10 protein-coding genes are annotated in these 14,599 nt (G+C 62.9%); 2 read left to right on the top strand and 8 right to left on the bottom strand.

Annotation, left to right across the window (positions count from 1 at the left end):
• Window positions 1-154: 154 nt before the first annotated feature.
• From C4J90_RS23550 to C4J90_RS23535, 4 genes are read right to left on the bottom strand one after another with little or no spacing between them, the layout of a single operon-like run.
• Entirely contained in the window at window positions 155-1,108 is a 954-nt protein-coding gene (locus C4J90_RS23550) for a lysylphosphatidylglycerol synthase domain-containing protein (protein ID WP_124364606.1), read from the bottom strand.
• Entirely contained in the window at window positions 1,098-2,360 is a 1,263-nt protein-coding gene (gene clsB, locus C4J90_RS23545) for a cardiolipin synthase ClsB (protein WP_124420939.1), read from the bottom strand. Before clsB ends, C4J90_RS23550 begins: the two co-directional genes overlap by 11 nt.
• Window positions 2,357-3,133 (bottom strand): endonuclease/exonuclease/phosphatase family protein, encoded by a 777-nt coding sequence (locus C4J90_RS23540; RefSeq protein WP_124420938.1) that lies wholly within the window; start codon window positions 3,131-3,133, stop codon window positions 2,357-2,359. Before C4J90_RS23540 ends, clsB begins: the two co-directional genes overlap by 4 nt.
• Window positions 3,130-4,056 (bottom strand): DUF72 domain-containing protein, encoded by a 927-nt coding sequence (locus tag C4J90_RS23535; RefSeq protein ID WP_124368522.1) that lies wholly within the window; start codon window positions 4,054-4,056, stop codon window positions 3,130-3,132. Before C4J90_RS23535 ends, C4J90_RS23540 begins: the two co-directional genes overlap by 4 nt.
• Before the next feature lie 187 nt (window positions 4,057-4,243).
• Between C4J90_RS23535 and C4J90_RS23530 the strand changes: the two genes are divergently transcribed.
• Window positions 4,244-6,334, top strand: coding sequence for a mechanosensitive ion channel family protein (locus C4J90_RS23530; RefSeq protein WP_124415704.1), 2,091 nt, complete (start codon window positions 4,244-4,246; stop codon window positions 6,332-6,334).
• Between the two features lie 37 nt (window positions 6,335-6,371).
• On the opposite strand, the gene C4J90_RS23525 is transcribed toward C4J90_RS23530, so the two are convergent.
• Window positions 6,372-10,619 carry a DEAD/DEAH box helicase gene (locus tag C4J90_RS23525; protein WP_124420937.1) on the bottom strand — a complete coding sequence of 1,416 codons (4,248 nt, stop codon included), beginning with the start codon at window positions 10,617-10,619 and terminating at the stop codon, window positions 6,372-6,374.
• Between the two features lie 166 nt (window positions 10,620-10,785).
• Between C4J90_RS23525 and C4J90_RS23520 the strand changes: the two genes are divergently transcribed.
• Window positions 10,786-11,670: a sugar nucleotide-binding protein gene (locus tag C4J90_RS23520; RefSeq protein WP_124364600.1), complete on the top strand. Its 885-nt coding sequence runs from the start codon at window positions 10,786-10,788 to the stop codon at window positions 11,668-11,670.
• A gap of 127 nt (window positions 11,671-11,797) precedes the next feature.
• Here C4J90_RS23520 and C4J90_RS23515 read toward each other — a convergent pair whose 3' ends face one another.
• The 3 genes from C4J90_RS23515 to C4J90_RS23505 all read right to left on the bottom strand — a co-directional run bounded on the left by C4J90_RS23515 (window position 11,798) and on the right by C4J90_RS23505 (window position 14,599).
• On the bottom strand, window positions 11,798-12,496 hold the full coding sequence (locus C4J90_RS23515; RefSeq protein WP_124368519.1) for an OmpW family protein: 699 nt from the start codon (window positions 12,494-12,496) through the stop codon (window positions 11,798-11,800).
• 224 nt (window positions 12,497-12,720) lie between these two features.
• Window positions 12,721-13,242: a DUF3299 domain-containing protein gene (locus C4J90_RS23510; RefSeq protein WP_124364598.1), complete on the bottom strand. Its 522-nt coding sequence runs from the start codon at window positions 13,240-13,242 to the stop codon at window positions 12,721-12,723.
• Between the two features lie 91 nt (window positions 13,243-13,333).
• Window positions 13,334-14,599: an ABC transporter permease gene (locus C4J90_RS23505; RefSeq protein WP_124420936.1), complete on the bottom strand. Its 1,266-nt coding sequence runs from the start codon at window positions 14,597-14,599 to the stop codon at window positions 13,334-13,336.

The following is a 14,599-nucleotide window of genomic DNA, read 5'->3' as shown; positions in this document are numbered from 1 at the left end:
CAGTGACGTAGATCGTTCCCATGCTCTGCGTGGGAATGCCGCCCGGGACGCTCCGCGTCCAGCCAAGCTAATGCGCACGGGTGACGCAGAGCGTCCCGGGCTGCATGCCCACGCGGAGCGTGGGGACGATCAGTCTGTCTGTTTCAACGTCGTATCAGGCCGTCTTCTTGACCCGCAACGCCTTGGCCTTCGCTTCCACACCCAAATACATCACCAGTGCGATCAGCAGCGGGCAAATAAAATAGATCGCCCGATAAGCAATCAACCCGGCCAGCAAACTCCCGCGTGACGCCTCATGCTGCAACAGCCCAATGAATACCGCTTCGAGCACGCCAAGCCCCGCCGGAATATGCGTAAGCACCCCGGCAATCGCGCTGATCAGCAGCACTCCAAGCACCAGCGGATAATCCAGTTTCGACGGCAGCAGTGTGAAAATCACCGCCGCCATCAGCGCCCAGTTCAGCGCGCCCAACATCAATTGCAAACACGCCATGCGCAGCGACGGCAGGTTGATTTCCATGCCGCGAATCGTCCACGCGCGTTTTTTCGAAAACCGGCAGGCGGCCAGGTAGCCCAGGCTGGCCAGCACCAGCAGTGCGCCGATGCCTTGCAATGCCGTGGTGCTGACCTTCCAGCCCGGCGGCATGGTGACCAGGCCGCTGCTGAAAATCACCCCCGAGATCGCCATATAGCCGAACCAGTTGGTCGCCAGGCTCAGTCCCAGGATCTTGGCGATATTGCTGGTGCTTACCCCCAGGCGCGAGTACAGGCGATAACGCATCGCGATGCCGCCCACCCATGCACTCAGGTTGAGGTTGAACGCGTAGCTGATGATCCCCACCGGCAGGATCTGCTTCCAGCGCAACGGCTGGCGAATGTAGGTGCGGCCGATCAGGTCGAAGCAGGCGTAGACGATAAAGCTGCACACTGTCAGCGCGCTGGCGATCAGCAAGGTGCGCACTTTGAATTCGCTCAGGGTCTGCAGCACTTCGCTCCAGTCGATGCGCCGGGCAAGCAGGGTGAACAGCACGATCAGCAGCAGGAAGAACGCAATGGTCAGGGGTTTCTTCCAGCGCTGGAACCGTGAGCCTTTTTTTTCAGACGTCATGGGCCGGACTCTCGATGGGTTTTAAACGCGGCTTGTGCGCCGGCAGCCAGCCGGTCAGGACCGGGAAGTGGCGCATCACATGAAACACCAGGAAACCCACGGTCAGGCGCCACAACCACAGGCGGGGTTTACGTTTCTCCGGCATGGTCTGGCAGTGGTTTCTGGCGAGTGCTTCCAGGCTCTCGTACAACTGCTGATTGAAGGCCCGATCCCGAATCAGCACATTGGCTTCCAGGTTCAGTGCCAGGCTCAACGGGTCCAGGTTGCTTGAGCCCACGGTGCTCCAGTCATCGTCCACCAGGGCGACCTTGCCGTGCAGCGGGCGCTGGCAGTATTCATGAATCACCACGCCATCCTTGAGCAGGTAGTCATAGAGCATGCGCGCCGCCAGCTTGGCGAGCAGCACATCCGGCTGGCCCTGCATGATCAGTTGGACGTGTACGCCACGGCGCGCGGCGTTGCGAATTTCGCGCAGCAGGCGGTAGCCGGGGAAGAAATACGCATTGGCGATCACGGCGCGTGTACGGGCTTTGCTCAAGGCGTGGATATAGGCTTCTTCGATGTCATCGCGATGCTGCACGTTGTCGCGATAAATCAAGCGGACCAGGCCGTCTTCCTCAGACGTGGCCCACGGCGCAGGGCGTTGCGGGCGCCGGCGCCAGCCACGTCGGGTGCGCACCTGACGACCACTTTGCGCCAGGGCGAAGTGGTGCAGGTCGGCTACCGCCGGGCCGACGATTTGCACCGCATAATCCTGCTTGGCTTCAGGGCCGAAGTCGCCCAGGTGGTCGGCGGAAAAGTTGATGCCGCCGATGAAGGCCACAGCGGCATCCACCACCACGATTTTGCGGTGCAGGCGGCGAAACCAGTTGGTGCGAATGCCCAGCGTTTTCGAGGCCGGATCGAACATCTGCACCGCCACCCCGGCCTCGGCCAGCTCGCGCAAAAACGAAACACTCAATTCGCCGCAACCAAAGCCATCAAGGCTGGCAACCACCTTTACCCCGCGCTGCGCCGCCTCGATCAAGATGTCTTTGAGCTCAAAGCCGACCTTGTCTTCGAAGAGGATAAACGTCTCCAGCAGAATCTCGCGCTGTGCCGCGCGCATGGCCTCGAACACCTTGGGGAAGTAGGCCTCGCCATTCTCCAGCAGTTCGATTTGATTGCCACTCTGCCAGCCGTAATCGAGGTCACGCGCCTTGGCGTCATCCGGCGGTTGATCGGTGGCGATATGTTCTACAGCAACGCTCATAGCTCAATCTCCACCGACAGCGGCACATGGTCCGAGAGGTGCGACCAGGGACGCGTGGTCAGCACGCGGGGGTTATGCACAGTCAGATTGCGCACGTAAATGCGGTCCAGCGGCAACAGCGGCAGGCGCGCCGGAAACGTGCGCGCCGGTTTGCCCAGGGTTTCGGCGAAGACCTCCTTGAGGCCGCTTTGGCTGAGGTCGGCGCGCTGGCGCCAGTCGTTGAAATCGCCGGCGACCACCAGCGGCGCGTCAGCCGGAATCTCGCTGATGCGCTGCTCCAGCAAGCGCAATTGCTGCTGGCGATGCACCTCACGCAAGCCCAGGTGGATGCAGATCGCATGCACCTGCTGCCCGGTGCCCGGCAGGCGCAGGACGCAATGCAGCAGGCCACGGTTTTCATGGCCGCTTTGGGAGATGTCGAGGTTGTCGTGACGGACGATCTGGAATTTCGACAGCAACGCGTTGCCGTGGTCGCCGTGGGGGTAGACCGCGTTGCGCCCGTAGGCGAACTGCGGCCAGATGCTGTCGGCGAGGAACTCGTACTGCGGCATCTTCGGCCAGTCGCTGTAGCGCTGGGGATGGCGCTCGTGGGTGCCGTGGATTTCCTGGAGGAACACCATGTCGGCGCCGACGCTGCGCACCGCTTCGCGCAGTTCGGGCAGGATGAAGCGTCGATTCAAGGCGGTGAAGCCCTTGTGAATATTGACCGTCAGCACGGTAAAGCGCGTGATGGCAGTGGTGGGCGTGGTGGGGATCAACTCAGGCTGGGTCATGCCAGAACCCCCGGCTCGGGCAGTCGTCCGGGCTCGGTCAGCAGCTGTTTATCCAGCCCGAAGCGCTGCAGCAATTGGCGGGCATCGTACGGTGCGCGCACCTTGATGTCGTTGTCGAAAAAGCAGAATACGTCGCGCTGTTTGCGGGCGCGTGGCTTGTGTTTCGGGTCGATCAGGTGCGCATCCGTGGGCTGTTTGCCGTGACGCCAGCGCTCGATGCGGTCGCCCCAGCGCTTGAGGGCTTCGTCGGTATAGCCGCTGGCGTACAACTGTTTGTCGCCGTGCAAACGCAGGTACATGAAGTTGGCAGTAACGTCTTCGGCATACGGCCACTTGCCGGCGGTGTCCGCCACCACCAGGGCCACGCCGTACTTATCCAACAGCTGCACGAACTCAGGCACCGCAAAACTTGCGTGACGAATTTCCACGGCATGGCGCATGGGCCGCTTGCCGTAGGCTTTCATGCTCGCCTTGCCATTCAGGCGCGGCTCATGCTGATGGGCGAGGGCGGCCGCCTGCTGGGTGTCGGTGGGCAGTTCGGCGAGGAATGCTTCGAACAGGGGCGGGTCGAACTTGAAGCTGGGCGGGAACTGCCAAAGGATCGGCCCAAGCTTTTCTTTCAACTCCAGTATCCCAGAGGCGAAGAAATTCGCCATGGGCTTGTGCACATCCCGCAGGCGCAGGATGTGCGTGATATAGCGTGGGGCCTTGACGCTGAACAGGAAGCCTTCAGGCGTGTCGGCATACCATTCGGCGTAGCGCTTGGGCGTTTGCAGCGCATAGAACGAACCGTTGATTTCGATGCCGTTGACGGCGCGTGACGCAAACTGCAACTCGCGTTTCTGGGTCAAGCCTTCGGGGTAGAAATCGCCCCGCCAGGGCGTGTAGCGCCAGCCGGAAATGCCGATATGAATCGCCGCCATGCTTACTCCCATTGAGGTAGGGTCGATTGCCCTGCGTTTTGGGATGACTGTGAATTTTGACCGAAAGTTTCCACATTCCTACAAACGGTCGAGCGTCCGAAGGTAGGAAGCAGGTGGTTGAATCAGGGGAACGATCACGGCTCAAACCCGTCAGTTCCTAACAGACCCTCTGAAGGAGCCCGGTGTTTTGCTGAATTTCAAGACTGCATTACTGCTCGGCGCGCTGCTGTTCTGCGGCAATGGCGCACTGTATGCCGCGGCCACCGCGCCTGAGCCCGAAGCCCCGGCCAAGCCGGAATTGCTGGTGGAAGGCGGCCTGCTGGGGGCCATCAGCTCCAGCATCGATGATGTGCAGCAGAAGCTGGACCTCAACCAGAATTTCATCGACGAATGGCGCCTGCGCGCCGACCGCGCCGCCAACGAAGTAGGGCGGCTGGTCAACCAGACGGCCGCGCGCTCGCCGTGGAGCGTGGCCGGGGATTTCCTGTTGCTTTCGGCGGTGTGGATCGGCGCCTTTGCGCTGTTGACTCTGCTGGGGCGCCTGATCGTCCGGCGCTTGAGCCAGCGGGTGTTTTTCCAGCGCCGGGCGCGCCTGCTGGCGGTGCTGGGGTACGTGGTGCCTTACACCATCCCGGCGGTTATCTGCCTGCCGTTGACGCTGTCTGTCAGCCACTTTCTAGTCAACTCCGTGGGCCGGGCGCTGGCGCTGTGTTTTGCCTATGCCACCAGTAGCGGCATCTTTTCCACCTCGATGCTGCTGTGCGTCATTGTCATGTTCAACCTCGGCCACAAGCGCCCGGCGGTGCAGATCATTCGCGACTACTGCCCCAAACCACTGTTTCTGATCGGCTTCCTCGCTGCCCTCAGCGATGCACTGACCAGCCCGCAGATCGCCCGCCAGTTCGGCGGCAATATCACCAGCAGCATCGCAGTGTTTACCGGCCTGTTCGCCACGCTGATCTTCGGCGTGCTGGTGGTGCGCCTGCGGCGTCCGGTGGCGCATCTGATTCGTAATCGGCCGCTGGCCCAGCGCCTCAAGCACCCGGCGTTGCAACAGTCATTGCGAGTATTTTCCGGGCTTTGGTATTGGCCGATTCTGCTGATGGTGCTGGTATCGGCGATCAACCTGATCGGTGCCGGCGACGACAACCAAAAGGCCCTGCGCTGTGCCTTGTTCACCACGATCCTGCTGATCGGCACCGTGTTCCTCAGCACCGTGCTGCAACACTTGTTCAAGTCGCGCAGCCAAGTGGCGATCCAGCGCAGCAGCGCCTACAAGGAGCGCTTTCTCAGCCTGTTGCACGCGATATTGCGCATCGTCATGGCCATCGCCTTTATCGAAATCCTCGGGCGGATCTGGGGCGTGTCGTTGTTCGAGTTTGCCCAGCGCAACTCGGTGGGCCGAGCGATCAGCGATTCCCTCAGCAGCATCGGCCTGATCCTGCTCATGACCTGGCTGTTCTGGGTGGTGCTCGATACCGCGATTCAGGAAGCGCTCAAACCCCCGGTGAACAAGCGCTCCAGCCGCCAGCCCAGCACCCGCGTGAAAACCATCCTGCCGCTGCTGCGTAACGCGGTGAAGATTATTCTCGTGGTGATTTGTGCGATCACCACCATGGCCAACCTGGGCATCAACGTCGCGCCGCTGCTGGCGGGTGCTGGTGTGGTCGGCCTGGCCATCGGTTTCGGTTCGCAGCAATTGGTGCAGGACGTGATCACCGGCCTGTTCATCATCATCGAAGACACCCTGTCGATCGGCGACTGGGTGGTGCTCGACTCCGGCCATGCCGGCACCGTCGAGGGTCTGACCATCCGCACCCTGCGCCTGCGCGACGGCAAGGGCTTCGTGCATTCGGTGCCGTTCGGGCAGATCAAGGCCGTCACCAACCAGTCGCGGCAGTTCGCTTATGCGTTCTTCTCGGTGCAGTTCACCTACGACACCGACGTGGACAAAGCCGTGGAGCTGATCCGCGAGGCCGGGCAGTCGATCCGCGACGATGTGTTCCTCAAGTACAACCTGCAAGGGCCGCTGGAGGTGTTTGGCGTCGACAAGATGGACCTCAACGGCGTGGTGCTGACGGCGCAGTTCCGTACCGTGTCGGGTGGGCAATATGCGGTGAGCCGGGCGTTTAACCAGCGTCTGAAAAAGCTTGTGGATAACTGCGATGAGGTGCATTTCGCGCAGACTTATCCACAGCAGGTGTTGTTGCCCAAGCGCACTGCACAGGTGGATGAGCCGGAGGCGGTGATGTTGACCGAGCAGCCTCGCTCACAATGATGGTGTGGCTGAGCTGCCCCCGATGAGGCCCTCAAACTCAATGCCTGACCAACTTCTCCTGCACCGCCTGCTGATCCACCTCCGACAAAATCTGCTGCTTACCGCCCACCATCACCGCCGCCGGCACCCCATCCCGATACACAATCCGATTGCCACTTACCGCCGGCACCTTGCTGCCTGGCAACAGCGTACCCACCAGATTCAACGGATCCGCCCCACACACGGCAATCAAGCTGCCGTCATGAGGGCGCCGCCTTACTTCGCGCAGCAACGGGATAGCCTCCGGCAAAGCAAACTGCTCACCCGCCAACCCGCTGACAAACCGCCCGCCGCGAATTTCGCCTCGGGCCTCCAGCCGATGGAAAGTGCGCAGCAATTCGCGCCAGCTCGGCAGCCAGTCCGCCTCGCGCTCCAGCACGCGCCAGAACACCACGCCATAGCGGCGCAGCAGGGTCATCGCCACATGCTCCAGCGTCTCGGCCGAATGCGCACCGGGCTCGCCTGGCGCGCGGCGGATCAAGGCCCAGCGCCCGGCGTCGTCCATGCCGCCGATAAAGGCGCCGCGCCCCCGCCGGCTGCTGCGCGCCTGGCGTTTACTGGCGGGCGTGGTCAGGGCGCGCAGCCCGGCGAAGCTGTCGGCATTGACCAAGCCCGCGCCGACCAACTCCTGCAACGCGGTTTCCAGCTCGCTGCGCAGCAGATGGGCTTCATGCACCAGCTCATCGAAAAACAACGCGCCCTGTTCGCGCAGGGCCAAATGGACTTTTTGCGCCTTGGGCGACAGCGTCGTGCTGTCCGTCTGTTCGGTCAGCCCGCTCCACAGCGGCACCTGGCTGCGCGGCAACAGCACGATTGGCGTGCTGCGCAAGGCCATGGCGCTGGCCTTGTGGCTCAGGCGCGTCCACACCAGCTTGCCGCTGCGGCACAAGTCGTCGAGCCAGGTTGACGAGTAGTCCTTGATCCGCGCGCTGAGCAGGTCGCTGTCCCACGCCGAGGTGGCGGCGGCATAGCCTTCGAACTGGCCGACGATTTGCGGCAACACCGCGCTGCCTTGGCCGCGCGTGCTGTCGGACAGGTGCTGCCAGTCGAACAGAAAGCGCATGAAATCCTGCAGCGCCACCGGTTCGATTTCCCGGCGCAGGCGCTTGACCGTGTAGCGATGAATACGCGCCAGCAGGTGCCGTTCGCACCATTGCTCCTCAACGGCGCCGGGGCTGAAGTACCCGCGCAGCACATAGCCTTCCTGCTCCAGCCGCGCCAATGCCTGGGCCACGGTGGCGGCAGGCAACGCCAGCGGCGCGGCAATCTCGGGCAGCGTCAACGGGCCGAAACCGCCCAGGCGTGCGCGCAGCACTTCCACCAACGCCTCATCGAATGTCCACGGTTCATCGAAACCGGGCAGCAGCGCCAGGGTGTGCGGGTAAATCGCCTGCAAACAGCTCAAGCGTTCCACGGCCACCCACAGGCCGTTGGGCAGCGGGTAAGCGCGTCCGGCCTCGGTCAATGCTTGCAGCCACTCGGCCCACTGCGGCGTGACTTCCTGGCTTGCAATGCAGGCCAGGCTCATCAGCGCTTCGTGCATTTCATCCGGCCCCTGGGGCGTCGGCCAAGCCTCTTCGCGTACGCCGGCGATGGCCTCGGCATCCAGTGCGCCGAGGTCGTCGGTACTTTGCGGGTCGCTCCAGCGGCGGTTGAGCACGGCCTGGGTTCGACGCTCTTCCAAGGGCGCGTCATCGAGAAAGGTGTAGGGGCGCGCGCTGAGAATCTCGGCGGCCATCGGCGAGGGCGCGGGCAGGTCGCGGCTGACCATGCGAATGTCGCCCGCTTCCATGCGCCGCAGCAAAGCCAGCCAGCCCTCGCTGTCCATGGCTTCGTGAAGGCAGTCGTCGAGGGTTTGTTCCACCAGCGGATGGTCGGGCACTTCGCGTTCGCCGGCGAGGTTTTCCAGGCAGGCAATCTGGTCGGGAAACACGCTGGCGATCAGGTCTTCGCTTTTCATGCGCTGGATCTGCGGCGCCACCTTGCGCCCGCCGGTATAGCGCGGCAACGCCAGCGCCACGCCGGCGTTCCAGCGCCAGCGCACGCCGAACAGCGGCGCATCCAGCACCGCCTGGATCAGCAGGTGTTCAGCGCTATTGCTGTTGAGGTAACGCCACACTTCATCAAGGGCGAAGCTGTGGCTGGTGGACAGCGACAGCACAATCGCATTTTCGCTGGCCGCCGCTTGCAGCTCGAAGTTGAAGGTGCGGCAGAAACGCTTGCGCAGGGCCAGGCCCCAGGCGCGGTTGATGCGGCTGCCAAAGGGCGTGTGGATGATCAACTGGGTGCCGCCGGACTCGTCGAAAAACCGTTCCATGATCAACGTGTCCTGGGATGGCAACGCGCTGAGGGCCAGGCGTGCGCGGGCCAGGTAATCCAGTATTTGTTCGGCGCTGGCGCGGTTCAAACCCAGCGTCCCAGTGAGCCAGGCCTGCGCCGGGAGCAGGTCGCCGGGGCTGGCGCCGAGCAGCTGATCCAGCTGCCCCTGCAAACGGGCCACCGCCGCCGACAACTCATTGCTGCGCCCTGGCGCTTCACCCAGCCAGAACGGAATGGTCGGTGGCTGGCCATGGGCGTCCTCGACCCGCACCTTGCCGGCTTCTACCCGCAGGATGCGGTACGACGTATTGCCCAACTGGAAAATATCGCCCGCGATGCTTTCCACCGCGAAGTCTTCGTTGACGCTGCCGATGTTCAGGCTCTGGGGCTCCAGCAGCACGCTGTAGTCGGCGTTGTCGGGGATGGTGCCGCCGCTGGTCACCGCCGTGAGCCGGGCGCCACGGCGGCCGCGCAGGGTATGGGTCACGGCGTCACGGTGCAGATAAGCGCTGCGGATACCCTGGCGCCCGTTGTAGCCATCGGCAAGCATGTGCAACAGCGCCTGGTAGTGGCGCTCATCCAACTCGGCATAGGGCGCGGCGCGGCGAATAAGCGTCAGCAGGAGCGCTTGCGACCATTCGCGGGCACTGACCTCGGCGATGATCTGCTGGGCCAGCACGTCCAACGGCGCCACGGGAATGTGCAAGGTGTCGAGTTCGCCACGGCGTACGCAATCGAGCAGGGCGGCGCATTCGATCAGGTCGTCGCGGGTAGTGGCAAACAGGCGGCCCTTGGGCGTGCCGCCGACCTGATGCCCGGAGCGACCGACCCGTTGCAGAAAACCGTTGATGGAGCCGGGCGAGCCGATCTGGCAGACCAGGTCCACATCGCCGATATCAATCCCCAGTTCCAGGGACGCGGTGGCGATCAGCACCTGCAGCTCACCGGCCTTGAGACGTTGCTCGGCGTCCAGGCGCATTTCCTTGGCCAGGCTGCCATGGTGGGCGGCCACGGCCGTTTTGCCCAGGCGCTCGCTCAGGTGCCGCGCCAGGCGTTCGGCCAGGCGTCGCGTGTTGACGAATATCAGCGTGGTGCGGTGTTCACGGGCCAGTTCGGCGAGGCGGTTATAGACCAGTTCCCACACATCATTAGCCATCACTGCCGAGAGCGGCACCGGTGGCACTTCGATATCCAGGTCGCGCGGGCGGGCGTGGCCGATGTCGACGATGGCGCATTCGCGCCCGGTGCCGACCAAAAACCGCGAGACCGCTTCGATGGGCTTTTGCGTGGCCGACAGGCCGATGCGCGTCAGCGGCTCGGCGCACAACGCTTGCAGGCGCTCCAGGCTCAGCGCCAGGTGACTGCCACGCTTGCCGGCGGCAATCGCATGGATTTCATCAACGATCACCGTGCGCGTGCTGGCGAGCATCTGCCTGCCCGAGTCCGAACCGAGCAGCACGTAGAGCGATTCCGGGGTGGTGACCAGGATATGCGGCGCGCGCTTGCGCATCTGGGCGCGGTCTTTTTGCGGGGTGTCGCCGGTGCGCACTGCGGTGCGGATCACCAACGGCGGCAGGCCTTGTTTCTCGAGGTGTTCGGTGATGCCTGCCAGTGGGTTTTGCAGATTGATCTGGATATCGTTGGAGAGTGCCTTGAGGGGCGAAACGTAGACCACCAGGGTTTCATCGGGCAATTGGCCGCCATTGGCCAGACCCTGGTGGACCAGGTCGTCCAGCACCGCGAGAAAGGCGGTCAGGGTCTTGCCCGAACCGGTCGGCGCGGCGATCAGCGTCGAGCGGCGCTGCCGGATCAGCGGCCACGCCTGGGCCTGCGCGCCCGTCACCGAGGGGAAGGTACTGCGGAACCAGGTACTGACGGCGGGGTGGAAGCCGTCCAAAGCCCTGTCCGTTGATTCGGGAAAGTTCATGTAGTGATTGATGCCACCTGCTCCAACAAGTTGCAAACACCTACTTTGTCCGTGACGGTTGCGCTACAAACCCGCAAAATGCAACGATTCTGGAATAAACCTACGGCAAGGCTCACGCGCCTGCCGATACAACCATCGTTCCAAACAGACCGGGCCTGCTCAATCTATGCGAATGCGCCTTATGTTACTGGGCGGCGGGAATGCCCTCGGGCAGGCGCTGATTCGCCTCGGTGCAGAGGAAGACATCGGTTTCCTCGCCCCCAAACCGCCCCAAGACGGCTGGGATGCCGCAAGCCTCACCCAGTTGCTCGACGACACCCGTCCCGATGCGTTGATCAACCTCGCCTACTATTTCGACTGGTTCCAGGCCGAAGCGGTCAGCGAAACCCGCCTGGCCTCCCAGGAATTCGCCATCGAACGCCTCGCCGAGTTGTGCCAGCACCACAGCATTACCCTGCTGCAACCATCCAGCTACCGCGTGTTCGACGGTTCCCGCGCCACCGCCTACAGCGAAAAAGACGAGCCGGTGCCCCTGGGCCTGCGTGGTCAGGCGTTGTGGCGTATCGAGCAGAGCGTACGCGCCACCTGCCCGCAACACGTGCTGCTGCGCTTTGGCTGGCTGCTCGATGACAGCGTCGACGGCACCCTCGGGCGCTTCCTGGCCCGGGCCGAACAGCCGGATGAATTACTGATGGCGGACGACCGTCGCGGCAACCCGACGCCGGTGGACGATGCGGCGCGGGTGATCATTTCCGTGCTCAAGCAACTCGATTGCGCGGCGCCGCTGTGGGGCACCTACCACTACGCCGGCCACGAGGCGACCACACCGCTGGCGCTGGGCCAGGCGATCCTCACCGAAGCGCGCAACTTCCACCCGCTGGCCATCGAGTCGCCGACCGCCCAAGCCCACGCGGCGCGGCCGGATGCGGCAGAAGAACCGCAACACGCGGTGCTGGCCTGCAAGAAAATCCTGCACACCTTTGGCATCAAGCCACGGGCGTGGCGGGCGGGCTTGCCGGCGCTGCTCGACCGCTTCTACCGCCACACCTGAAAACAACCCAAAACCAAATGTGGGAGGGGGCTTGCCCCCGATAGCAGAGTGTCAGTCAACAGATTCATTGACTGATCCACCGCCATCGGGGGCAAGCCCCCTCCCACATTTTGGTTATGCGTGTTGCTTAGAACTTGTAGCCGATACCTACCATGTAAACCATCGGGTCGACGTCCACGTTGACCTTGGCCCGGGTGCCCTGGCCCAACGCATTGTTATCCACCGTCGCCTTGGTGCTGATATCGATATAGCGCGCCTGCGCGTTGATCATCCATTTGTCGTTGATCATGTAGTCGGCGCCGATCTGCGCGGCCCAGCCCCAGGAATTCTCGGCCTTGAAGTTGCTGAACCCGGCCTGTTCGGCACGGCTGCCGACGTGCTCGTCGTAGATCCAGGTGTAGTTGATACCGGCGCCCACATACGGTTGGAACGCCGACTGGTGGTCCAGCGGGTAGTACACGACGCTCAAGGTCGGCGGCAGGTGTTTCAGCGTGCCGAGCTTGCCGTTGGCGGCGCCGAGGGCGGTGTTCTTGATTTTTACGTCATGCTCGAACGGCGTGGCGGCCAGCAGTTCGATACCGACGTGATCGGTGAGCATGTAGGCGAAGTTCAAGCCCAGTTGGGTGTCGCTGCTCATGGTCGCCTTGCCGCCCAGGTTGGTACCCGCCAAAGGGCCCTGGTCAACCTTGACGCTGCTGCTGTCGGCCTTCGGATTCACGGTGATTGCACCGGCGCGAATCAGGATGTCGCCCGCTTGGTGAGCGTGAGCGACAGGGGCGACGAGGGCGAGCGCGAACAGGGACGCGCCGAGCAGGGACTTGTTCATGGGAGCTCCAAAAGGACGTTAAAAGTTGTACGTCCAATGGTAAAGATCGTTCCGCTCGATCTGTTGACTCAGCTCAATGAAAGGGCAACCACGCGGTAAAAACTGTGAGAGGGGGCTTGCTCCCGATGGCGGTGGGTCAGCCAATAACTCTGTTGACTGGCACTCTGCTATCGGGAGCAAGCCCCCTCCCACATTTTGATCTGCGGTGTGTTTGCAGGGAGGGGTTATTCCTCCAGTTCGTACATATAAATCTTCTCGGCATCCATCTGGTAACCGGCGTCGGCCAACTCACTGGACGACGGCTTGACCTGCATCGCACCTTCGATCCAGTACGGCTGGTACAGCTCATCGAGTTTCACGCCGACTTCGCTTTTCACATGCACGATCTGGTTCGACGGCGGCGGCGGAACATGGATGCACGCGCCGAAATACGGCACCAGCAGGAACTCGGTGGTGCGGCCTTCTTCGCTCACCTCCAGCGGCACAATGTAGCCCGGCAGGCGAATATGCTGGCCGTCCAGGCTCTGCACCACCGGCGCGTTGGGCAGGTCCTGCCTGGCAGCCGGCGCGGCTTCGACGGACAAGGCATCGGCCATGTTCGAGAGGTCATGCAGCGGTTTCATATTGGGCACTTCCGGTGGCGCATCCGGTGGGATCATTTCCTGCCACGACAAATCCCTGGGCTGCTCCTCGGCCCAGGCAGGCACGGCCACCAGCAATAACAGGGCAAACAGGGCACGACGCATGAAGACTCCTCAGTGGGTAGCTACTAGCTGCAAGCTTCAAGTAAAAGCCGATTCGCTTGCAGCTTGAGGCTAAAAGCTTGCAGCGGCTGTTCTACAGCCTAATCGACAGACCATCGGCCAACGACTGGCGATAGGCACGCCATGCGGGCACGCTGCCCATCAGTAACGCCGCCGCCAGGATACCGGCGAGCAACGTCCATTCATATTCGCTCGGCCACGCCATCGGCAGGTCCAGGCCGTAATTGGCCTGCAAATAACCCCGCGATGCGGCAATGCACAGGTACAACAAACCCAAACCTGCCACCACGCCGGCCAGGGCCAGAGCGAAAGCCTCGAAGATCAGCAGCGTTGCGATATGCCACGGCCGCGCGCCCACCGAGCGCAGGATCGCCATTTCGCGGCGGCGTTCGTTGAGGCTGGTGAGGATCGCTGTGAGCATGCCGATCAAGCCGGTCAGCACCACGAACAGCGAAATCACGAACAGGGCTTTTTCGGCCGTGCCCATCATGCTCCACAGCTCTTGCAGCGCCACGCCCGGCAGAATCGCCAGCATCGGCTCGCCACGGAATTCATTGATTTCCCGTTGCAGAGCGAAAGTGGAGATCTTGTTGTTCAAGCCGAGCATGAAGGCGGTGATGGCTTGCGGGGTGAGGTCCATATTGCGCGCCTGATCGGCGCTGATACGGCCTTTGCCCTGGGCCGGCACGCCGTTGTGCCAGTCGATGTGGATCGCCTCCATGCCGCCGAGGCTGATATGCAGCGTGCGGTCCACCGGCGTGCCGGTGCGCTTGAGGATGCCGACCACGGTGAACGGCTTGTCATCGTGCTTGACCAGGCTGACCACCGCCACGCCATGGGCCAGCACCAGCTTGTCGCCGAGCTTGTAGTGCAGGGCATCGGCGACTTCGGCACCGAGCACCACCTCGAATGGGTCGGTGGCAAAGGCGCGGCCGCTGGCCAGCTCAAGGTTTTGTTTGCGACCGTACTGGTAATGCTCGAAGTACGATTCGTTGGTGCCCATCACCCGGTAACCGCGATGAGAGTCGCCGAGGGAAATCGGGATCGCCCATTTCACCTGGGGGCTGGCGGCGAAGTGCTCGTAGCTGTCCCAGCGGATGTTATTGGTGGCGTTGCCGATGCGGAACACCGAGTACAGCAGCAGGTTCACCGAGCCCGAGCGGGCACCGACGATCAGGTCGGTGCCACTGAGGGTGCTGGCGAAGCTGTTGCGCGCTTCCACGCGCACGCGTTCCACCGCGAGCAACAAGCACACGGAAAGCGCGATGGCGAAGGCGGTGAGGATCGCGGTAAAGCGGCGGTTAGCCAGGCTGGCCATGGCTAGACGAAACAGATACAT

It is taken from the genome of Pseudomonas sp. R2-60-08W, from assembly GCF_003852335.1.
In the GTDB taxonomy this organism is placed as follows: domain Bacteria; phylum Pseudomonadota; class Gammaproteobacteria; order Pseudomonadales; family Pseudomonadaceae; genus Aquipseudomonas.
The sequence above is the reverse complement of the archived record's forward strand: the minus strand, read 5'-3'. Positions and strand labels throughout refer to the sequence as shown.